At 60.8% G+C, this 22909-nt stretch carries 15 protein-coding genes; 7 read left to right on the forward strand and 8 right to left on the reverse strand.

What is annotated here, in order from left to right:
• Window positions 1-415: 415 nt before the first annotated feature.
• From VP06_RS05410 to VP06_RS05420, 3 genes are all read left to right on the forward strand, one after another.
• Entirely contained in the window at window positions 416-2179 is a 1764-nt protein-coding gene (locus VP06_RS05410; protein ID WP_082167185.1) for a methanol/ethanol family PQQ-dependent dehydrogenase, read from the forward strand.
• A 61-nt stretch (window positions 2180-2240) separates the two neighbouring features.
• Window positions 2241-3449: a lytic murein transglycosylase gene (locus VP06_RS05415; protein WP_048462808.1), complete on the forward strand. Its 1209-nt coding sequence runs from the start codon at window positions 2241-2243 to the stop codon at window positions 3447-3449.
• 16 nt (window positions 3450-3465) lie between these two features.
• The gene (locus VP06_RS05420; RefSeq protein WP_245291065.1) at window positions 3466-4041 is read left to right on the forward strand and encodes a MarR family winged helix-turn-helix transcriptional regulator; all 576 of its coding nucleotides are present in this window, start codon (window positions 3466-3468) and stop codon (window positions 4039-4041) included.
• Window positions 4042-4084: 43 nt separating this feature from the next.
• Here VP06_RS05420 and VP06_RS35970 read toward each other — a convergent pair whose 3' ends face one another.
• Window positions 4085-4228, reverse strand: coding sequence for a hypothetical protein (locus VP06_RS35970; RefSeq protein WP_156295461.1), 144 nt, complete (start codon window positions 4226-4228; stop codon window positions 4085-4087).
• Between the two features lie 667 nt (window positions 4229-4895).
• Between VP06_RS35970 and VP06_RS05425 the strand changes: the two genes are divergently transcribed.
• The gene (locus tag VP06_RS05425; protein WP_048462827.1) at window positions 4896-6152 is read left to right on the forward strand and encodes a tyrosine-type recombinase/integrase; all 1257 of its coding nucleotides are present in this window, start codon (window positions 4896-4898) and stop codon (window positions 6150-6152) included.
• Window positions 6153-6442: 290 nt separating this feature from the next.
• On the opposite strand, the gene VP06_RS35975 is transcribed toward VP06_RS05425, so the two are convergent.
• A complete protein-coding gene (locus tag VP06_RS35975) occupies window positions 6443-10552 on the reverse strand; it encodes an ATP-binding protein (RefSeq protein WP_156295462.1) in 4110 nt (1369 codons plus the stop codon).
• A gap of 68 nt (window positions 10553-10620) precedes the next feature.
• The gene (locus tag VP06_RS35980) at window positions 10621-11091 is read right to left on the reverse strand and encodes a hypothetical protein (protein ID WP_156295463.1); all 471 of its coding nucleotides are present in this window, start codon (window positions 11089-11091) and stop codon (window positions 10621-10623) included.
• Window positions 11092-11663: 572 nt separating this feature from the next.
• Between VP06_RS35980 and VP06_RS05430 the strand changes: the two genes are divergently transcribed.
• A complete protein-coding gene (locus VP06_RS05430) occupies window positions 11664-12209 on the forward strand; it encodes a recombinase family protein (RefSeq protein WP_048462810.1) in 546 nt (181 codons plus the stop codon).
• 283 nt (window positions 12210-12492) lie between these two features.
• Here VP06_RS05430 and VP06_RS35985 read toward each other — a convergent pair whose 3' ends face one another.
• From VP06_RS35985 to VP06_RS35990, 3 genes are all read right to left on the reverse strand, one after another.
• On the reverse strand, window positions 12493-16245 hold the full coding sequence (locus tag VP06_RS35985; RefSeq protein ID WP_156295464.1) for a hypothetical protein: 3753 nt from the start codon (window positions 16243-16245) through the stop codon (window positions 12493-12495).
• A gap of 825 nt (window positions 16246-17070) precedes the next feature.
• The gene (locus VP06_RS05435; protein ID WP_048462811.1) at window positions 17071-17739 is read right to left on the reverse strand and encodes a tudor domain-containing protein; all 669 of its coding nucleotides are present in this window, start codon (window positions 17737-17739) and stop codon (window positions 17071-17073) included.
• A gap of 258 nt (window positions 17740-17997) precedes the next feature.
• A complete protein-coding gene (locus tag VP06_RS35990) occupies window positions 17998-19200 on the reverse strand; it encodes a hypothetical protein (protein WP_156295465.1) in 1203 nt (400 codons plus the stop codon).
• 239 nt (window positions 19201-19439) lie between these two features.
• On the opposite strand from VP06_RS35990, the gene VP06_RS34480 reads away from it, so the two are divergent.
• Window positions 19440-19706 carry a helix-turn-helix domain-containing protein gene (locus VP06_RS34480; protein WP_082167186.1) on the forward strand — a complete coding sequence of 89 codons (267 nt, stop codon included), beginning with the start codon at window positions 19440-19442 and terminating at the stop codon, window positions 19704-19706.
• Here the strand turns inward: VP06_RS34480 and VP06_RS05450 are convergent.
• Window positions 19671-20672 (reverse strand): hypothetical protein, encoded by a 1002-nt coding sequence (locus tag VP06_RS05450; protein ID WP_245291066.1) that lies wholly within the window; start codon window positions 20670-20672, stop codon window positions 19671-19673. The two genes, VP06_RS34480 and VP06_RS05450, sit on opposite strands and share 36 nt — an antisense overlap.
• Before the next feature lie 216 nt (window positions 20673-20888).
• Between VP06_RS05450 and VP06_RS35995 the strand changes: the two genes are divergently transcribed.
• Entirely contained in the window at window positions 20889-21890 is a 1002-nt protein-coding gene (locus VP06_RS35995) for a phospholipase D family protein (protein WP_197093144.1), read from the forward strand.
• A gap of 162 nt (window positions 21891-22052) precedes the next feature.
• On the opposite strand, the gene VP06_RS36000 is transcribed toward VP06_RS35995, so the two are convergent.
• Window positions 22053-22841, reverse strand: coding sequence for a hypothetical protein (locus VP06_RS36000; RefSeq protein WP_156295467.1), 789 nt, complete (start codon window positions 22839-22841; stop codon window positions 22053-22055).
• Window positions 22842-22909 lie beyond the last annotated feature (68 nt).

Genomic DNA, 22909 nt, shown 5'->3' on the forward strand with positions numbered 1-22909 from the left:
CTCATGACCAGACCCGAAGGCCCGATCCGCAGGGACGACGCCGTCCACGCTTCTCTTTCTCGTATGCACTTGTCAAAGAGCCGATCGGGCTGAGAGCCAGATCTCATCCCCTGGAGAAACGGAAGCAGGTCCAGGTCGCCCTGGCCCTTGCTGTCTTCTCTCTCGGGATGTCCCGGAGGGCTGAGCCGTTCGCTCGGCGCCCCGTCGGTGAGCGGCTGTCTAAGGGTAGCCGGCTCGCCTGTCAACACGGGTGGGATCCGGCAATCGCGGTACGGCGTGCATTCGAGACGGAACGCTCGCGGCCCAGCGTGCGGACGGCGCCACTTCGGTCGTCCGCCCGGTCTGGCGTGGGCGCGTGGCCCGGCGCGCCGCATGCGCCTATGACGAGCGGCGCGCGACCGGGGAGGGGACACCGATGAGGAGAATGGTGCTGGCGGCTCTGCTGCTCGGCCTGGGCCCGGCTTCCGCCGGGGAGACCGTGGCGCTGCCGACTGTCGATAACGCCAACACGCGCTATTCCGCGCTCGACCAGATCACGTCCGACAATGTCGGCCGGCTCACGGTGGCCTGGACCTACTCGACCGGGGTACTGCGCGGGCACGAGGGCGCGCCACTCGTGGTCGGCCACATCATGTATGTGCACACGCCGTTCCCGAACACCGTCACGGCCCTCGACCTCGACCAGAACGGCAAGATCCTGTGGCGCTATGCGCCGCGGCAGGAGGCCGGCGTGGTGGCGGTAATGTGCTGCGACACGGTTCATCGCGGACTCGCCTATCAGGACGGGCGGGTCTTCCTGCAACTGGCCGATACGACCGTCGTCGCCCTCGATGCCGAGACCGGGCGGGTGCTGTGGTCGGTGCGGAACGGCGATCCGGCGAAGGGAGAGACCAACACTGCGGCCGTGCTCCCGGTGCGGGACAGGGTGATCGTCGGCTTGTCGGGCGGGGAGTACGGGGCGCGCTGCCACGTCACCGCCTACGACCAGGCGACGGGGCGGCGCCTGTGGCGTGCCTACGCCACCGGCCCGGATGCCGAGATGCTGGTCGATCCCGACAAGACGACGGAACTCGGCCGCCCGATCGGCCGGGATTCTTCGCTGAAGAGCTGGGACGGCGAGCAGTGGAAGACCGGCGGCGGCTGCGCCTGGGGCTGGTTCTCCTACGATCCAGACCTGAACCTCGTCTATTACGGCACCGGCAATCCCTCGACCTGGAACCCGGCGCAGCGCCCGGGCGACAACCGCTGGGCGATGGCGATCGTCGCCCGGGATGCCGACACGGGCGTGGCGAAATGGGTCTACCAGATGACGCCCCACGACCAGTGGGACTATGACGGCGTCAACGAGATGATCCTGACCGAGCAGGCCGTCGACGGACGCAAGCGCCGCCTCCTGACCCATTTCGACCGCAATGGCTTCGGCTACACCCTCGACCGGGAGACCGGCGAGCTGCTGGTCGCCGAAAAGTTCGATCCGAGCGTGAACTGGGCCAAGCGCATCGAGCTGGACCGCGCCTCTCCGGCCTATGGCCGGCCGGTGGTGGACGAGCGCTACGCGCCGGGCGTCACCGGCGAGGACGAGACCGTGACGGGCATCTGCCCCGGGGCGCTCGGCGCCAAGAACCAGCAGCCCGCCGCCTACTCGCCGCGCACCGGCCTGTTCTACGTCCCGACCAACCACATGTGCATGGATTACGAGCCGTTCCACGTCACCTACACGCGGGGCCAGCCTTACGTCGGCGCGACGCTGACGCTGCATCCGCCGCCGGGCACGGACCGCACCGGCGCCTTCATCGCCTGGGACAACCTGGCGGGGCGGATCCGATGGTCGATCCCGGAGCCGTTCTCGGTCTGGTCGGGGGCGCTCGCCACCGCGGGCGGCGTGGTGTTCTACGGGACCCTCGAAGGATACCTCAAGGCGGTCGATGCCGAGACCGGCCGGGAACTCTATCGCTTCAAGACGCCGTCGGGGATCGTCGGTAACGTCACCACCTATCGGCATCGCGGACGGCAATACGTGGCGGTCCTGTCGGGCATCGGCGGCTGGGCCGGAATCGGGCTCGCGGCGGGCCTCACCGATTCGGCCGAGGGCTCGGGCGCCGTCGGCGGCTATGCCGCGCTGTCGCACTATACCGCGGCCGGCGGGCAGCTCACTGTGTTCGGCTTGCCGGAGCCCTAAAAGGTCCCGGGACGGAGACGGTCCGGCCGCCTGCCGGTCCCACCATCACGGAGGCCCTTCGATGCGGGTGCCGATCGCGCTCTTGTGGCTCCTCGTGGCGACCGCCGCCCGGGCGCAGACCCCGCCGGCGGCGGAGCCCTCGATGGCCGCTTGCCTCCCCGGCCTCGTCGCCCGGGCGCGGGAGCAGGGGGTGACTCCGGCCCTGGCGGAGGCGCAGCTCGCCGGGCTTGACCCCGATCCGGAGGTGCTCGCGGCGACGCGCAGGCAGGCGGAGTTCGAGAAACCGATCTGGGCCTATCTCGACGCCGCGGTGAGCGACGAGGCGGTGGCGGATGGCCGGGCGACGCTCGCGGCAGAAGCCAGCCTGCCGGCGATCGAGGCGGCCACGGGGGTCGACCGGCACGTGCTGGTGGCGATCTGGGGCATCGAATCGGGCTATGGCCGGGTCCTGAACGATCCCCGCAAGGTGCGGCCAGTGCTGCGCTCGCTCGCGACCCTGGCCTGTTCCGGCGACAGGCGGGTTGCCACCTGGACCGAGGAGCTGGTTGCGGCCCTGCGCATCCTCGATCGTGGCGGCACGACCCCTGAGCACCTGACCGGCTCCTGGGCGGGCGCGACGGGCCACACCCAGTTCATGCCGACGACGTATCTGCGCCACGCCGTCGACGGCGACGGCGATGGGCGGGCCGACATCTGGTCCTCGGCTCCGGATGCGCTGGCCTCGACGGCGCAGTATTTGCGGAGCCTGGGGTGGCGCCCGGGCGAGGGCTGGGGCGGCGAAGTGCGGCTGCCGGCGGGCTTCGACGTCCGCCTCGCGGACGAGACGACGGTCCGGACGCTGAGCGAGTGGCGCGCGCTCGGGGTCACGCCCGCGGGCCGGGTCATCGGGGCGGACACCGAGACGGCCCGCCTCGTCCTGCCGGCCGGCGCGAAGGGGCCGGCCTTCCTGCTGCGGCCGAACTTCCAGACCCTGCTCGGCTACAACGCGGCCTTCTCCTACGCGCTGGCGGTGGCGCATCTGTCCGACCGGCTGCGTGGGGAGCCGGGCTTCGTACAATCCTGGCCCCGGGGTGACCGGCCACTCGCGGCCGACGAGCGGCGGGAGATCCAGGCGGCCCTCGAGGCGAAGGGGCATCCAGTCGGCGGGATCGACGGGCGCATCGGTCCGCGCAGCCGCGCGGCGATCCGGGCCTATCAGGCGGCTTCTGGGCTGGTGCCGGACGGCTACGCCGACACGACGCTGCTCGAACGCTTGCGGGCCGGCGAGTGACACCGACGGTCGTCGGATGCACAGGATCGGGCGGCGCAGCCCGACGGGCGCCCGCTTGCCGATGGCAGGCGACTTGTTGCGCTTGCAACTTTCTGTCACAGCGTGGGATGACGATCGCCCACGTGCCGACCTGTACCCGATGGACCGCCTGGACCTGCTCAGCTTTTCGCCGTTCCGGCTCAACCGTCTCGCCACCGAGTTCAGCCACGCGCTCGCCGCCGACTACGCCCGCTTCGGCATCGACATCCCGGAATGGCGTGTGCTGGCGACGCTCGGACAGCATGACGAACCGCGCAGCGCGGCCTATGTCGTGCGCTGCACCCGCACGCATAAATCGCGCATCAGCCGGGCGGTGAGCCATCTGATCGAACTCGGCTTCGTCGAGCGCTTGGAGGCCGGCGATGACCGGCGCGAGATCATGCTCCGGCTCACGGCGCAGGGGCGGGCGACCTACGCCGAACTCGTGCCGATCCTGCTTACACGGGAAGCCAAGCTCCTGTCGGGCTTCAGCGAGGGACAGCGGCAGGATTTCGAGCGGCTGCTGGGGGTGCTGGAAGAGTCGCTCGGGATGGTGCGGTGTCAGGAGGAGTGAGACACCTGCCGCAGACGCGGCACGCTTCTCCCCGCGCCGGTCCTCAATTCAGGACGGCAGAGATCGCCTGCACGTCGGCCCGCGCCACATAAGCCGTCAGGATCAGGAAAACCATGACCGTGAGCGCGTTCCAGGCCAGGTAGCGGCTGCGGTTGACCAAGGTGCGGGCCTTGACGGCGGCGGGCATGGTCATGGCTCCTCGGTGAGGCGCGAGCGGCGCCCGCGTCGGTCATGGGGAGGCGATGTGAATCGCCGAGAGGGTCCGGCTGCGCGGCGTTGCAGCTCGGGCACATTCAAGCCCGGCCGTGCTCGTGCGTCAATGAATGCGTATCCCAAAGAATTGCAGCGCTGGAGAAAAAATGAACATGTCCCATGGCGTGGTGTCGCTGTGGCACACGATCTTCCGGCTCAGGTTTCAAAGTTCGCGCAAGGGCCTCGCGGCGGAACGCCTCACGCCACGCCCGAATCGGGCTAAAGGGCAAGGTGCCGATCACCGACCTTCTATTGGATGGATGAACCAGGAAGGCAAAGGGGAGGGGCCGAATTCGCCCGCTGAACCTCCCCTACCGCATGGTCACTCTGTGGTCGCCGGCTAAAACAAGCGAGCCGTCTTCGATGCCGAAGGCCACCCGATCATTGACGTCAGTGGAGAATAATGGTGCCGCAAGAGGGATTCGAACCCCCGACCCCCTCATTACGAATAACAATAATGGCATTTCCCAGGGCTACTCCCGATTACTCTCTAGTTCTCTAAGCATTTGTTTTAGATCGGCATTCTCGATGCTATGATCGCGTCCTGGTTACCGTGGTTTCCTTCCACGGTGGTCACCCGGTGGTCACTGGCAGCGATCGCGATGTCCGACAATCCCACGAAGCTCACAAAGCGCATCATTGACCTCGCTGGACCGCGCGGGCGGCGATACGAGATTTGGGACGCCGAGTTGAAGGGCTTTGGCCTGCGCGTCGAACCCTCCGGCCTGAAATCCTTCATCCTCCGCTACAGGCCAGGTGGACGGCGGGCGGCCAAGAGGTTCGTCAACCTCGGACGGTACGGGGCGGTTACGCCCGATGAAGCGCGACGACAAGCCCGCGAGCATCTCGGGGCGGTCGCCCGCGGCGTTGACCCGGCCCAGGAGCGTGCTCGAAAGCGAGCGGCGGCCACCATCGGCGAGGTAGCGCAACGCTTCATCGACGAGCACGTCGTTCCGAAGCGGAAGGCCTCGACGATCGCGAGCTACCGCCACGCTTTCGACGCACACATCCTGCCGGACTTCCGCTCGCGTCAGGCGGAAGCCATCACCCGAGCCGATGTCGCCCGCCTTCACCATCGCCTGGAAGATCGCCCGGCGACCGCGAACTACGTGATGGCGGTGCTGAGTTCGTTGTACTCCTGGTGCGACCGGCAGGGGCTGGTGCCAGATGGCTACAATCCCGTCACCCGGCTCGAACGCTATCGCGAGCAGGGGCGCGAGCGCTATCTGACGTCGGCCGAATTGACCCGCCTCGGCGATGCCCTGCGTGAGGCTGAAACGACTGGTGTCCCATGGCAGGTTGATGAGACCGGACCGGGTGCGAAGCACCTTGCGAAGCCAGAGAACAGGCGAACGGTGCTTGACCCCGGTGCCGTCGCGGCGATCCGCCTGCTGATCCTCACCGGTGCCCGCCTGCGCGAGATCCTGCATCTCCGCTGGAACGAGGTTGATGTCGAGCGAGGGCTCGCCTTCTTGCCGGACAGCAAGACGGGCCGGAAGACCCTCGTGCTGAGCCGCGCCGCCATTCGCGTTCTGCAGGCATTGCCTCGCACGAACCCTACCTTTGTGATTGCCGGAAACAAAGATGAGAAGCCCCGCGCCGACCTTAATAAGCCTTGGAGGGCGGTACGTCAGCGAGCCAACTTGCCTGGGGTTCGCCTTCACGACCTCCGCCATACCTTTGCCTCGATCGGCGCAGGTGCGAGCCTGGGGCTGCCTATCGTCGGCAAGCTTCTCGGTCATTCCCAGCCTGAAACTACGGCTCGCTACGCCCATCTCGATGCGAGCCCACTGCGTCAGGCTGCCGACTTGATCGGCGATAAAATTGACGATTCTCTTGACCGTAATGCTGCCCGGTAAATTTCGCATTGTGCTCAAATTATCATTGGCTTTGCATTGGGGAGCACGCTTTCATCAGGAGCTAAAGAAATCGAGGCGCTCCTGCTTCAGGTTTTACGCGTCATCAGGCAGATCATAGCCAAACGTATCGTCGCAGCATTCAACTAGAGCATGTTCGAGATCATCAAGGCCAACTCCGATCGTGTTAGAGAGGTTGCTGATATCAGTATGACGCACCGACCGCTTCGTGACCGGTTAAGCCAAACAAAAATGCTTGCGAGGATCATACCTGTCTCGTGAATTTATGTGTTTCAATGCGTATCGATTTTTGTTTTTAATAAAAATTCTTCGGCAGAAGTCTGGTTAATATCAAGAATATCTTCAAATAAATTGAGTGCTCGTTCTCTATAAATACGATCTCGATGAATAGTAATCACGATAGGTAGCAAGCCTTGTGCAAGCAGTGGGCCCGAAGTTCGTATGTCGTTCAGATCTTTTTTGTTGGCCTGAATAAGTCCGTCAATCATATCGAGAATAACATCGTGAAAAGAATCATCATCAACAACTTCGCCGAGTCTGTCATCAATAGCAGTATCCGATATTTGCTTAAGTAAAGATAAATTACTGCTGACTATGCGTAGAAGGTGTCGGGTATCATCTTCGTTTGGCAATGGAGCAATTTTTTGGAAAAAAGAGGCGCAAACTTGAGCAACGCGCGCTTCAGTGCGGGCCGCTAAGAGTGCCAAGTTTTCCCTGGCCCAATGCCGCAGCTTTGGATCGTCATTGTTCCAAAATTCAACGGCGACATTAGCAATTCCAGTAATGATATCCAAATTAAACTGGAGCTCACTCGAAGACTGTAGGTACTCGCCTATGGAGAATATCGTCCCTAAGCACGCGGCGCGTAGCGCCAATATCTCACCGATCGCAACCGATGCGAGTGGCCATTCTGATCCACGCCATCCAGCGAGGACCGCATCAATGGTCTCCTTCGGCAGCACTTGAAGGAGATGGGCGATCAAAACAGCACCTTCGTCGCTGTCACGCACCTCTGGCCATTGAGAAAAAATCTTTGCTATAAGATTAGCAACCCTCCCGGGTTCCACATTTCTAAGATAAACGAGTTCGCGACACATGTCCTTCCATACGGCAGCATCTTCCCGCTGTTCTACACGCCATTCCAAGAAGTCGATCCACTCCAGATAGGCAGGATCGTTGCGACATATAAGTGCATGCGTCACCGCCCGCATGACCATGTAGTTGTTGCCACCAGCTATGAAGCGCATGCTTCCTTGTCCAAAAAGGACCGACGTGGGTAATGGCTGTTTTTCGTTGTTTTCTGCTGTAAATTGTTCATTATTTGCCTTTTTCGGTGAATTTTTTGGTGGTTGAATCCAAGTAAAAAGCAAGCGCACCCAATAATCGTTGAGGCCAGATAGCCTTAATGCAGCCGAATCAAGTACAAAGGTTGCATCTCGCAAAAATTCGCCATTGCCAAATCCACGGTCGAGGGCAGTCTGCAATACAACGAGGATCCTAGCCGGGTCGATGCCCTCCACATCGACTAGGGTGCGCAATGCGTCCCCTACGGGGCGTTGATGTGTATCAGGCGAGAATTTATCAATTAGATTCAACACCCTGTCTGGCTGCTTCTTAGCAAGCTCGGCAAAGGCCGCAGACGCTTCCCTGCTGCCTCCTATCAGAGAAATTTTGTTGTTTTGATTTTTCCAGTCTGTGTTATCAGTGATCTCACTAAATAACTTCAGGATGTTCTGATCGCTGGCCCGTTCCATAGCGTCGGTTGCCATTGGCGAGCGTACATACCCGGCGGAGATGCCGCGCTTTGGCGCACGATGTGCATCTGGCACGGCACGCATCTCTTCGCCAATAAATCGCCTTGCTGCAGAAGGCAGTTTCGTGCGGTCGATTTTTGCAAGCAGACGAGCCCGCATGCGTCGATTTTCCCGTCGAATGCGCCTGCGTTGATGAACATCATCGTCCGCATCAATGACGCAATCGTTTAATTTATTTATTATTCCAACAAGTTTGTCATTTTCGTCAACACTTAAGCATGGCGAGAGTGCAGTAATTAGCTGTAGCGTATCAGCTTGATCGTCGCCATGCCGATCACCAAGTACCAACCGATCTGAGTATTTTTCTATAAATCTGAAGCCGGTATTTGCAAGAGTGGGCATATTGGACGAGAGCGCAAGGGCAAAAAGGCGATCTAGAAGCAAAATACTCCCTTCATTACTCTCTACGATTGAGATAAAGCCCAGCGGGTTGCTTCGCGCAAGCTCCTCAAGGGCTGTACGAATAGCCTCAATAAGCGGTACGTCAAAATGTGCTTGTGATGTATCTTGATTTCGGCCAAGACTCTGCAATTCCCAATAGTCAAATGCTGTAGATTTTCTAAGCTGCGAGTCGGCACCAAATACATCAGCAAGCGACGCAAGCTTCGGCACGAGTACATTCGCATAGGCTTTTGGATTTTTCTTCGCAAACTTGCAAAAATCATGCAATCCAGAAATTTCTCTAACATATCTTGCGAAATGACTGGCAAAAGAGCGTTGCTGGTTTTGCCGATAGATTAGTATTCTACCTATCAGATCAGTCTGTCCAGACTCACTTCTTCTTTCTTGATTTCTTGTCGCTTCATCCGCCGCGGCGCGCGCCTGTATCACGAGCCGGTCCCAGAGAATCCCTAACAGGTGAGCAGCGACATCATGGCGACTGTCTTCAGCATGCCGACGCACCACCGCGACGTGCGAGAATGCTACAGACGCAGCTTGCGTGACGGCGGCATCAAACATTCTAAAAGCTTGCTCGTCCCAATGCTCAAGCCGCTCAAGAACAAAAGGCGTGAACCTAAGTCGATCCGAGCTATCGAGCCAATGCCGCCGCAACAGGGTCAGAACTTCAGGGCCAGCAAATGATACGGCAGCAGACAGCCAATGTAGAACACTCCAGGCACGTTCGTCGTCCGTCGATGCCATCCGATCTGAGATCGCGCCGCGCAGCAAAGGAAACCATTGCGGCTTGCCTGCGGACAACCGTAGGGCCCGCTCGGCCAACGGTGCGTCAACCCCGGCGACGACGCGCATAACCAAGCGCCGTTCTTCTTGCGTGGGCGCTTCATATCCAGCAGCAAGGTCCAAGATGAGATGGCGTAGGTGGCGCTTCAGCGTCCCGTCAACCCAAAGACGCCCGATCGCGGCATCGTACTCCTCCTGTGCAGCATCCCGGATATAACGCAACATGGCGAGGGCTTGCGGCCGCGCCAGTAGATTGTGGCCCGCCGCCTTAATTCTTTCTGCGAGATCGCCCTGCGCTAGAGCCAGGCGCGCGTCAAGGCTCTCTGCCCAGGTCTGATGAGAGAAGCCCACCAGCCCGGTGTCTTCCCGTTGACGAATGATGCCCTCGGCGCGAAGGCGTTCGACAGCGCGCCGGGTCCCGAACGGCAAGCTAGCCTGCGCTGTCCAGAGAGCGCCTGTCTGACGTTGCGCTTGAATAAGATGCTCCGTAACGCGCTCCAAGTTCAACTGTGGATTTTGCTCCACGAGGCGGTCGAAACGCGCCGTCTGCGCGTATCGCCAACTCGTCATGGCGCTCCAAGCAAACCCAGCTCGACGCGCGGACACGATATCGCGCAACGCTTGAGGAATGCGCACTATCTCACGGAGATTGTCAGGGATCTCTCCTGGATCAACGCCGACACGTTGCATTATATCATACACAGCGCGCAGGCTAGGTAGGGCAAGTTCAACAATATCGACGCCGCTTGATGGAAATGCGGTCCTGAATGCTCCATCAGCGTTAAACTCGAATGGCCGCGCAGAAGCTACGATCCTTATGCCGGGAGCGAGACGTAATTGGCGTACGAGCTGCGAGAGCGCCCGTAGCCGACCGCCGCTTCCGTCGATCAGCGCTGCAACCGCGTCGAGTTGGTCAATGAGAACATACAGTGGCGCTACAGAACTCTGCGATCGAAGTTCCTGCGCGAGGTCGTTACCCAGTCCGAGTTCGCGTCCGATATGCGATAGGTTGCTCACGTTCGGTGGCAGCATATCAGCTTTTATACCCAGCACGATCGCACCCATATCGGTGAGTCGCTCGCCGAGAGTTGCGAGAAGAGCAGATTTTCCAGATCCGGGCTCGCCGAACAGAAGTACGGTACGACTTAGTGTGGCTGGTTCTGTGGGAGTCTTCAGGTAATTTTCGATGAGCGCCAGCTCCGGCCGCTCAATAAAGTGGCCCTCGATGTCCCGAGGCCACATGAACAGATCTGCTGATGCAGCCTCGAGAGCGTCAGCGGAATATTCCGGTGGCTTATCCACGCCACGCTTTTCACTCTCGCGCTGTTCCACGCCGATGTTGACAACGATCGTTGCGTCGCGGCCAGCAGATTGGTTCGCTGCCACATGTGGCAGCGGTATCGCTTCTAAGGTCTTGATAACCGCGCCTTGTCCGACCTCGCCAAGGGCGTCAGTTATTTTCCCCGTTTAGCCCTCTCCACCATGTTTAAGCGATCTATCCGTATATCCTGTCCAGCACTTCCTCTGATATCAATGCTTTCGGCGCTCTCAATCTCGCCAATAAGAATGTTGCCCTGGGCTTGGAGGTCGAATCGAACCTGCGCACGCTCATTGATGACGGGCTGCGCCGCCGGATCGACTTGCATCGCAATAATGAAAGCCCTAAATTGCTGTCCGATAGCCTCTGTGTCTGCTGTCGTAATCTCCGGTATCGCGGCGGCAAGCACCTTGAATGCCTCTGGAGATTTTGGATCAGCCTCGACTTGCGCTATTGCCGTGCCAGCACGAGATCCAAAACGATTAGCAACCCCTTCGCGCAACGCCGTGTACGCTTCCTTAGTAGCCACCTTGACCGCTTCGCTTCCGACGAGAGCTGCACCTGCCTCCAGCACGCTCCACATCACCGCCGCTGATATCATGACCACGTGCGCCCTTCGGTGGCTGAACGGTCCTCCAATTTGGTGAGCCACAATCAATAAGACAACCACTTACTGCGCTGCAAACGCCCTGCAATCGACGGGTTGGCTCAAGCCCAAGGGCGGGCGGATAATTAGATTTGAAACGGAACGATTCGCGGCTAAAAATGCGTGGAACATTCGAGTATACCCTGGCGTGACGTAACACAGTAAATGGGCTGAGCCGTAACATCTAAGTTCATAGCGGCAGTTTGTGACACGGTAGTCCCAGGCTTAAACCCTGAGGTTACCGGTCGGGCCTCACGGCGGCTACGCTCGTGCAACCCACCCGCGCCAGGTGAGTGCCGCATAGAACAAGGCAACCTCTCGAAAGCCGCCGATTGCCAGGATGTCAGCATCCTGTTCAGGCGAGATGACCAGTAGGTGCGCACTGACAGTCGCACGGGCCTGCCAGGCCTGCTTACGGCCAGCGCTCGATGCTGCCAGCGAAGCACCGATCGGTGACGACATGGAAGCCGATTGACCCCGGCTATTGCGGGTGTGGTTCGTAGGGTGCGTCAACCACCCTGAGGTAACCTGTTTTGCCCCGCATCGGCTACGCCCGCGTCAGCACCCTCGATCAGGATCTCGACACACAGGTGGCCCGGCTGAAGGCCGAGGGCTGCGTCATTATCCGGGCTGAGAAGGTGTCGGGCGCGAGTCGCGAGGGCCGGGCCGAACTCGCCACCGTCCTCGAATTCCTACGGCCGGGCGACGAGTTGGTCGTGACCCGCCTTGACCGGCTCGGCCGCGACACGAGGGACGTCCTCAACGTCGTGCATGAAGCCGAGCAGCGCGGGGCCAGTATCACCGTCCTCGATCCGCACGTCTCCACTCGTGGCGAGATGGGCCACGTGGTGCTGACCGTGCTCGGCATGGTCGCGCAGATGGAACGTCGGTTTATCAAAGAGCGACAGCGCGAGGGCATCGCGCGAGCGAAGGCGGCCGGGGCGTACACCGGCGGCAAGCGCCGCCTCGATCGCGATCAGGTGCGGGCGCTGCACACCGCTGGCCATGGCCCGTCCGCCATCGCCGCAACACTCGGTTGCTCGCGTATGCAGGTCTACCGCATCCTTCAAGGGGCGTGAGCGCCACGCTGGCTCCAAGATTGCTTAATCGAGCATAGCGGATCGCTATGGCTATATTCCTTCACTGCGAAATTAAATACCTCCAGATTTGCATAACTCATGTCTACGAAAGTCGCATAATTATATCATCTTTGCTTGAGCATCGACGGTCGAGAGAGTAGGGTTTATATCCCAAAAAATTGACACTTGAGCAGCTTGGAATTACAAACATTCCAATAAGGAGGTGCTGTTGAGCGGGCATCGATATTTCAATATTGGCGATATAATTGGATTAAATCTAAATTTAGCGCTGGGCTGCTCCATCTTCGTCAATTAGGCGTTCGCTCCTCACTGACTCGACAGAGCGAACAAGCCAGAACCAGCGATCCTCGCGGTTGTGAGGGGCCGCAGCGAGGAACTGGAGAACCTCCTCGCGCGAGTACGCCTTCATCATACTCGCAACGTAACGTATGTGATGCAAATTAGGTGAGCCGTCGAGAACGCGCGCGATCAGCTCTTCATGCACTGCGCGGTGCATAGGGTTTGATGTAGCAGCCAAGCGAAACAGCAACGTCTCTTGGCTGATGTCAGCCGCGGAGAGGCAGCGTTGAAGCGCTTCAGCAGGGAACAGGTCGAATGCTTCAGCGAACACATCTGGAACGAGAGTAGCGAGAGCAGGCGTCGCGAGCATACGGTCCAGTAGCCGAGCGTTATAAGCAACCTTTCCCCTGATAGCTCTCAACACCGCCGCTGCGCGCTCGTCGTCAGAGAGATGACGTACGACGTAATCGGCTGCTAGGTCTGGCGAAAGGGCCAACATCTCCGGAGTGAAGTGTTCCTCCCAACGGCTCGTCGCGCTCCGAAGTGCAACCCATTCGTGAAAGGCGTGCTCGACGCCATCGGCTGTCGTCACACTGAGACTGGCACCAAATTTCTTTCGCCACTCCTCGTAGAGCATAAGTGCTTGGCGGAGGTGGTATGCGGGAAGGGCGTCTGGCTGATCCGCGATAAATCTCACGATGGAGGGAACGCCTGTGGGATAGGCCTGCGCGACGGCGTTAAGCACATCTTGCATCGCTTTCGGCTGCATAGGGCTGTCTAGCCGACGCCAGACTTCGTCGATGAGCGAGTCGGGCGCACTCGGAAGCCAGCGCATATAGGCTAGTACCGGGATGTGGTGGAGATTTGCGAAAGAGGGCGGCAGTTGCGCGACCATCTCTGGCACGAGCGCCTCCCCGTGCCGCGCGATGAGCACCCGCCAGCCTGCCTCTTCGTGACCCGTGACTATCCATGCTCGCGCCGTTTCGTCCTCAATCTCAAGCGACACCTGCTCGGCAAGCCTATGGTGGTGATGCGCGCCAGTCGTTAGAGCAACGCGCTGAAAGCGGGCGATCCAAGGTGAGCCGCGTTCGACCACGGCAAAACCGAGCAGTTCCTGCGCGCGAGTTCCCATAGACGGGAAGAGGGTGAGTAGTAGATCGAATACGTTGTCATCGCCACAGCCGACAAGCACACGATTGAGATCGATCCACGCGCTGGAATTTGCGGCACCGACCGCTTCAATCAAACGATCGTATTCTGTTGCAATGACCCAGGCCAGGGCGCGATTGCCACGCCTGTCTGCGGCAGGCCGGAGCTTCCAGGGGCGCGAAGCTACGATAGCATCAAGGTGCGGTCGGACCCATTGCGGCACATCACGGCAACAGCCGAGCGCGGCCGCCGCGGCATCCAACTGACTGGCTCGCCCAGACACTGCGATCTGCTCCAGCCAGGGCCCCCACTCTGGCCCACCTAACTCGGCGATTGCATCAAGCACGAGGCTCGTGTTCGGCGATCCGATCCATTCGCCGAGCGTGGCTCGCTGCGCGTATAAGTTCACCGGGCGGAGCGCCTGCTTCCATTCTGTCGGGTACAAGCCAGCCCCGGCTAAATCGGTGAGCACGTCCAGCGCTGGGCGGAGGAACTCCGGACGCCCTCCCTCTAGCGCAGCCAAGGCGGCGCGATTGCGCACCGCCAAGCGAGAGTCGGCCAGGGCGCGCAACAAAGTGTCCGCGAGGGAGGGCGTCGGGCACTCCGCGCCGCGACTAGTATCAAGTGCCGCGGCTAACACGATGTCGCCCCTCACCGCGGCGTTCACGTCGCTGTCCGTGGCGCGTCCACCCGCCTGAATGGCCAAGGCATAGCTCTCGCGCGTCCAGAGCGGTCTCACGGCGCGCTCGGCTCGCGCTTCTCCCAACAGGCCGCGTCCCGCAAGCCAGCTCCAGTATAGGTCGTGGATGGGAACTGCTTGACCACTGCGTTCGAGGACTGTGCCGAGACTCCTCAGCAGCCTGACCGGGTCGCTTAGGCTCGCCGAAGCTGATCGAGCTTGGAGTTCGTGCGCGAGACGACCGAAGGATCGTGTTCCCTCAAGGGACAGGTCCGCGACGGCTCCGGCGAGAGCTTCTGTGAAGCGCTCGGGCAACCCACGTGCAAGGTGCTCGTGGAACTGCCGTAGCAAGTCGCCGGTCGCAGCGGCTCGTGCGCCCGAGAGGACGTGAATGGCCAGCAGTAGAGGCAGCCGCAGGAGGTCCAGCACGGATCTCAGCGGAAGCGGGTCGCCTGGCGCAGCGGCCGCGACAGCACACGCCACTCGGTCGGGCGGGAGCAGGTCGAGGTTCCACCGTTTGACGGGAGCGTCGTCAACATCGGCGAACTTGGCCGTAGCAACTAGGCGTGCGCTCCGCAGAGCACGCAGCACCCGTCGCTTCTCTCCAGTCCCTCCAACCGCGAATTCGGACCAACCGTCGAGAAAGACGCAGACCCGCGGGTCACGGAACAGGGCTGGCAAGTCGACTCCCGGCGCTACCTCCGTGACCATTTGTTCTAAGTCACGCCATCCCGTCGCCTGTCCAGCCGGTAGGAACAGGGGGACGACTGTGCCGGCTTCGAGCAGTCGCTTCGCTGCTTGCCAGAGAGCGTGCGTCTTTCCGGAACCAGGCTGGCCGACGACAAGGTGATGTTTCTCCGGAAGCCCAATAAGGCTCGACAGCGTCGCGATTTCGGGCGCTCCGCGAGGTTCGGCCTCAGTGAGCCGCCGCTCTACCGAGAAGGCGTCCTCTAGAGCGTCCCGGGCCGCCAACGTAGCGTCCGGGAAGAGCAGGCCGATCGACGGCGGTGCACCGGCATCAATCAATGAGGCCGCGAGGTCGCGCAGATCGTCAAGGGCAAGGGGACCGCTTGGGTGCGTGGCGCGCTCGGCCAGCAGGCGTCCGGCAACGCTCGACGGAATAGCGAAGGATGTTGCGCGCTGCAGGCAAGCCCGAAGTTGCGCTCCGTCTAGGCGACGAGGGCTCGGCCCGAGCGCACACGCAATGACGTCGCGGAACACGGCGTCGTAGGAGCGGTGCGCCATGTCTGCAGTCGCCTGGACCTCGTCCCGAAGCGCGACGAGGGCTCGACGATTACTCTCCTCGAGAGAGCGCCAGTCAGGCGCGCCACATGCAAATGCTAAGGGGCTGAGAAGCTCCACCCTAAGCTGCTCAGGAGAGCTGATGGCGATGAAGGCCCTCAAGGTATCCGACAGCGTGCGCTGAAGCAGGGCGGCGCGAAGCTCCTCGACATCCCCACCAGAGGCGGCCGCTTCCCAGGCGGTCAAACCAGCCACGCCAGACGGCAGAGCATTTCTTCGCTCCTGTCCAATGCTCGACGTCGTAAGGAATACGAGGCGTACATTCCGGCCAGGGTTGGTGATACGAAGTCTGTGCAGGGCCTCGACGGCATCAAGTACGTCTGCAGAGTTCAGCGTCACCGAGCCGGACTCGCGCGTGTCTTTGACCTGGGTGGCCCTCAGGACCTCATCGAGCGTGCCCGGCTCACGAAGGATTTCTGTATAGTCCTCGGCGACTTCCAGGTAAAGTTCGTCGTCTATCCCTAATCCCACCCACGCAGTCGCCGATGCGTGAAGCTGGTAGACATAGCCTCGAAGTGAAGCCGTGGCCTGTCGGCTCACATCTTCCAGTGGGACCGTCCAGACCCGAGAAGGGTCGCCGAAGACGTCAACGCGTGTGGCTGGCATGGGTGGACTCGAGAACAACGACAGCGGCATAGCCCGATGCTGCGCAATTGTGAACTATGCAGATCGTAGGCCGAGTTGCCGCAGACGATTGAACGTCCGTTCCGTGACAATCAGGTTCGTTCCACAATTGGAGCGATCCGGCCATTCGGCATCTACCCAAACAACCGCCGCCCGCCACCCTTAACAGCCCATCGCATGGTCAAGTGGATTGAGCTTAGCGCCCAAGCATCACAATTCCGCAGCGGAATATTTCTATAATTTAGTAGATAGATTTGATGTTCAGGTCTCTGAGTGTGATACGGTTGCCTGAGCAGATCACAGGCACCGATGATCACCGCCTGCGTCATGGGTCGAAACCACGGTAAGGCAGGTCGGGAGTAGTTAGTAACTGGAAAAATACCTTCGGCGAAATCTTGAGCTTGCGCCACCCGCTGCGCACCGGCGTGGAACTGAATGGCAATGGCAGCCAAGGCGGGGCCATCGCCCGATGCGACTGGGTAACGGATCAGGTATTGCGCCAGCCGGCTGGCCAATAGCTGTCTCGGCTCGACGCTGCGCACAACTCGTTTTGGTGAGGCACCTGCCTCAGCCGTACCTCGAACGAGCCAAAGGCTGAGCGGCGGCCTGTCGACGGTGCTCAATCTGCGACCCGCCAAGTCAGCCCAGCAGCGGCACCCGCCCGCCCGTTCGATGCTCACGACTATAAGCCTCATGCACCCGGCGCTGCGGGCTTAGGTTGATAGCGATGAAAGTCGAGCCGATCGCGACCGGCTCGGCCGGGCCGCAGCATGCTCGGCGCTGCGGCGAAGGGCACGCGGTGACGGGTCAGCAAGCCGCTCGCGAGAAAAGCTCGGGTTCTGTTGGTGGCTCGACGACATGAGCGGGATGCATTAGGCCGATTTCGGTCCGTCGCCGGGTGAAGGCCGGCTGATTCGGCCAGTCGCAGAACCGCAGGGTGAAGCGGTCCTCGCCCTCCACTGCCAGCACGACGCACTCGTACCACTCGCAGTGCTCGGCCGAGAACGCCGCCAGCACGATCGTTCCGACCGCAAGGTCGCCCCAACCCGTCGGCTGCTTTACGAGCGGCACGGTCGCAGCCGGCTTCGCGGGGGCAGGGGTTGCAATCGACGGCTTTGTCGGCACGACGCCCGCCTCGTTCCCGCCGGCTCCGCCGATGATCTTCAGCGGCGGCAGGCCGCTGTTGAGCGCCGCGGTCTGCAACTCCGTCAGGAGCGCCGCTTTAATGAAGGGCACGAACGCCTTGCCGCTGGCGAACACCCGCCCGCGCGGCAGCTTCGCGGCTAGGGCCTGCTCGACCTCGGTGCGAATGGCAAGGGTGCGCATGCCCATCAATTCCGCCGCCTTGGTGGCAAGCTCGGTCTCGCTCGCGACAAAGGCCGAACCGTGAGCCTTGCCAGCCTCGTCACGGCCGAACACGGCGAAGGCGAGTGTGTCAGCAGGAACCGGCGGGGTCGGTTGTGCTGGTATGGTCATTGGCAGCCTCCCGAAATGAAAGAGGAGGCCCGTGGCCCCCTCGCAGGTAGTGCAGCGATGTTGGTGTGAAGGCGGGGCCGCAATCGACCGCGCGGGATTGAGAAAACCATCAACGTCTCTTCCATCGAGGCTCGACTGCTAACGGCAGCGCCTACACACCCTGAGGTTATATGAATTTAGTCCTATAAGCAAGCCCGTAGTGACGCATGCAAGTTGAAGCCCTCGATGGTCTTCCGATGGCGTTGGCAGGATGATCGATTAGCAGCCCTGCTCGGCGATGATCTTGCGCAGGTCTTTGAGAAAGTCGGCATACGGGATCGCCTCTACCGGCTCGCAACGAGCCGATGCCGAGCGCATGCGTTCCGAGGCGGTGAAAAGCTTACGAGCCGCCGCGCAGGCCTCGGCTTGCATGCCTGCCTGCAATTTCAGTTCGAGGTCGGCAATCGGCGATCCTCCGTCTTCCTTCAAAGCTGCCGTCTCTTGCCGCACGACACGATCAGCCTCACGACACTCCGGCCGGTTGAGGCGGGCCGTCGTCAGCTCGGAGACTCGCTTTTCGGTATCCAGGCGATCAATCTCCTGAGTCAGCCGGTGCGACTGCTCCTCGACGATTGCGCGGGTACGAGCCTCCTCCTGTGCCCTGACGAGCGCTGCCTGCTGCTGCCGCACCTGCTCGGCCAGCCGTTCGCGGTCGATGGCCGCCTCTCGTTCGGCCGTTTCTTGCCGCCGAGCCTGCTCCGCATGTACAGCGTCAGCTCGGGCACGTGCGGCGACACGGTTAGCCTGCTCCTCGCGCTCCTGCTCGTCGCGGGCGCGCTGCTGGCGGGCAAGCTCGCGGGCCTTCTCCTCACGTTCAAGCCTCGAGAGTTCAGCCGCGCGTCGGCGCGCCGCTTCATCCTGTTCCGCGACCTGGGCATTGTTGGCTTCGGCATGCGCTTGTAGTGCCAGAGCGCGTGCATGCTCAGCCTCCCTGTTCGCACGGCGGCGTTCGGCCTGCGCGGCACGCCGGCTCTCGAACAACTGCTCAGTGTTGCTTGATCCTGGCGGGATGACGGGCAGCGCAGCGGGCTCGCGTGCCTGCGCAAGAACGGCACCCAGTTCTGGCCAGCACGCGACCGCTGTCGGAGCGTCAAGACGGGCGATGGCATCTCGGCTGATCGTGTAGTCTGCGCTCGACAGTTCGAGGCGTGCCAGCGAATCGAGTTCGCGGCCGGCAAGTGCGAGGGCCGTCCGAGCGTCAAAGCTTCTGATCTGTCCGGCAAGCTTGCGCGTGATCCCATTAGCAATTTGCGCCAGCGCCGGGTGCGTGAGCGAGGATGGGCAGTGTATTTCAGCCGGTAAAGGTACGAGCTTTGATGGATGGCCCGATGTCTGCGCCTCAGCTTGAGGGCCGAGCAACATCGGACCGGCAGTAATTCCGACCATGAAAGCACGGTGCGACATTTTCATGAAAATTGCCATGTATCTAACTCCCTCCCTGCAACGATCGGATAATCTGATCGAAGTTATAATGTAGAGGAAAATTGAAGTAGCTCGCTGGCTTGGCGGAGAATGCAACTGGCAACCTGCCACTCGCATCGTCGAGTGCGAGAACACGAGAGCCAAGCTCATGGGCCTGCGACTGCGGCCTCACGATCAGGCCGCTTTGGTGTCATTTTATTGCCTGGATAAAAGGACCGCAAGCGGTGCGCTTACACGGCATGAGAGCGCGTGCGTTGGTTGGCTGGAACCTGCGCCGCCTGCGTGTGGGCAAAGGTCTGTCGCAGGAGGCGCTCGGCCTCATTGCCGAATGTGAGCCGTCCTACATCGGGCGGATCGAACGTGGCCGCGAGAACACCACCATCGAGACTCTTGAAGCGTTGGCAGACGTGCTCGGCACGCACCTGTCGGAGTTCTTCGTCGTACCCGAACCAGGAGCCGCGAAGCCGGCTTCACTCAGGCCAGGCCGGAAGGCGAAGGATTCCTGATCCGGTGCCTGAGGGACAAAGCACGACCCGGTCGCAACGAGGAAAGATGGGGCAAGCGGCGTTCGCGCAGCGCTGCCGGTCGTCGATGCGGTTGCCGTTGCAGAGGTCGAGTTCCGAGGCCGAGCACAGCCGCCACATGGCGAACTGGACGAAGCGTGGGAAGCAGGCCGGGAAGGTCGGGTTGAAGGCACGTGCATCAACCCGATTGGCAAGGCCACGGATGAGGTCGGCGCAGCCGCCGGGGGCGTAGCAGCGCGGACCGTATGGGTGCTCGGCCCTGAAACGGCGCAGGGTGCCGGTCCGATGCAGATGGTTGTGCAGCAGGCTATCGACCACGATCATCGCTGCTCCGCTTGTGACCCATCGCTCGCGGTCAGGGTCGGCCGCGAGCAGCAGGTCGGCGAGCGCCATCGACCATACCTTCTTTCCGATGCCGCTGATTTCGCTCAGGGGGGCCACCAGCGCCCGCGACATGGCGACGGCGCGGTCGGGTGCATCGGGGCCGCCATCGGCCTCGGCGAGCCGCCTGTCGAACCAGGCGACGAGGTCGTTGTCGCAGATGTCACGGACGAACAGTGCCAGGGCGTAGGCGGCGACGATCAGCGCGCCCTTGCGCGTTGGGTGGGTCGTTAGCGGGCATGCGCCGAGGTGCTGGGGCTCAGCGCAGGTGCAGGCCGCCTTGCGATAGCGGCACCCGTCGAATGACCAGTAGGAGCGCAGCCGCGGGCAGGTCGGCCCAGCCTTGAGGGCGGTCATGACATCGTCCCAGCCGACGACGCCGTGCTTGGCGGCGAAGGCAGCGGCGTTCGCGTCGGAGATGCCCTGAAACTGGCTGACGCCGATCAGCCAACCGAACAGCCACGGCGTATCGTGCTCGGCGACCGCGCTGGGGATTTCGTCGGCGCTCAATTGGGATCGGATGTCATCGAGATAAGTTGTCGGGGCCAGGCTCAGCGCCGGCTGCACGATCGTCTCGAATCGCTTCCAATTTCTTATGTTTTGCATCGATGCGCCCTTACTAATCAAGCGAAGATGATTTCATAATTGCAATAGGTGGCGTCAAGCAGAATCAAACTGCAAATGACAACCTAAAAACTTGATTCCACATACGCTGGCATATCCATGGGTTGCCCTGGTACAAGGTGGCAGAGTCGCAAACGTGCAGGGTCTATGGAGACGGGGATGCCAACGCACTTTCTGAGCGGAGAGACAATTCTTGAAGCCGTCCGAGCCGCGAACGCCCAGCACTCCTCACGACGACTCGGCGTGGCCTATTGGGGAGGCAAGGCCGCCGAACGGCTCGGCCTCGCCCACGACCTTGCGCAGACCCGCATCGTCTGCGACCTCTGGAGCGACGGCTGTGATCCTGACACCATAGCTGACCTGCTCAAGCGCGGCGCGACGGTGCGTACCGTCGAGGCGTTTCACGCCAAGACGTACCTGTACCCCGATCGCGTGGTGATCGGCTCGGCCAATGCTTCCCGTAGTGGACTCGGTGACACCGACGAACCGCCACGGCGGATGGAAACCGCTGTGCTATGCGACGACGGGGACGTGTTGCGAAAGGCCGAAGCATGGTTCGAGAGTGCGTGGAAGAAAGGCGTTCCGGTTGACAGCGTGACCCTTGAGGTGGCCCGGCCTGCACTTGAGGCGATCCGTGCAGCTCGTCGACCGACCTTGTTGCAAGTACTTGCTTGCGAGCCAAGCTTGTTCGCCAAACTCGACCTTTGGCTCGTTCTCCGCACCGAATCAGATGTAAGCGATGAGGCTGACCTGACATGGGACACAGTGAAAGAAGAGTACGGCGCGGATGACATGCAAGCTTACGGCGAAGAATATCCATTCTATGAGGTCGAGCCTCAGGAGGTCGCGGAATGCCCAGCCGGGCGGGTCTTCCTTGACTTCGAACGGCCGAGGAAAAAGCGTGCGGCTGAGTATCAAGGAATCTGGAAGGTGCGCGCGGATGGTCTGCGACCTGTTTCTGGGACGACGCGCTCGCTTGTGCTCTTAGACCGACTGCCGAGCTTGTGTGGTTGCCGGATCTCAAAATGGGAGATGAGCATTCTGGGCCAGAATTTATCCGAGTTATCCGATAAAGATAGATTTATTGATGATAAGAAAATTCGTCACGCCATAGAAAATGCATGGCATGAAATTAGTACGGGAAAATTCCTGCGCGAATAGCCTCTGAGGAGCAAAAAGCGGCTGATGATGAAGTCATCGCCGTAATTCGAGCGATTTTGATCAATGTATTATCTGATATTATGTTTGTTGAATGCCGACGATTTGACAAAATCGATATAACGAAACAAATATCGCGCATAATTGAAACAATCAAATCTAATATTATCGGGGCGACTTGCTTTGTGCGCGCCAATTTTGCGGAGCTATCGGATAGCGTAGCGCTTGATGTGCTTTCCGTCTATGTTCATGTGCGTAAAAATCCGACAAAGCCTCTTGACGAATGTCCTTTAATACGGTTTTTCCCGCGCCTCCGGCGAAGGCAAGCTTATCAAGCGTCATCCCTGCAAAAATGTTGCACATTCTCACCATGTCGCAAGGCCGCAGCGGACGTTTGCCTTGTCGAAAGCGGCCGGTGCCCTCTATTGTGATCTCACCAGTCTCGTTATCGATTATTGTATCTTTGCGGGGCCATGCCCGATATTCTGAAAGCTGTCCCTTGCACATATATCGGGATTTTCCAGCGACCTCGGTGTGTCCAATTCGACGGTAGTGGGCTGCCTTAATCCCTTCGACGATAGACCGGTACCGAGTGTTCACGGCATCAATCCTCCTCGAAAGTTCCGCTTCTGTCACACCCCATACGACGGCATGAACGTGCCAGGAAACACCGCGCTTGAAGCTCGCGCCGGCAGCGTTGAGGTTCGTGAACAATGAACATTCAACCATCCCGACATAGGCGCATCCACGGAGCACCTCATGCACCCAGGAATGCAGCCTCTTGATTTTGAAGCCCGCGGCGTGATCCTCACGGATCGTATGATCGTGCCTGATGAGGGTGACAAAGAACACGGGCTGATCAGCGCCGAGCCCTTTAGCGCGCTCCGCGAGGTGCCCGGAAGTGATCCGCGCGAAATTCAACCGGGCGTCCAGATTGTTGGCATACAGGTACATCGCTTGGGACCGGTCGAGTTCGGTCAGCGCATCTCTATTTAGATGAACTGACCCCTTTCGACCGCGCT

This window comes from Methylobacterium aquaticum (assembly GCF_001043915.1).
Taxonomy (GTDB): domain Bacteria; phylum Pseudomonadota; class Alphaproteobacteria; order Rhizobiales; family Beijerinckiaceae; genus Methylobacterium; species Methylobacterium aquaticum.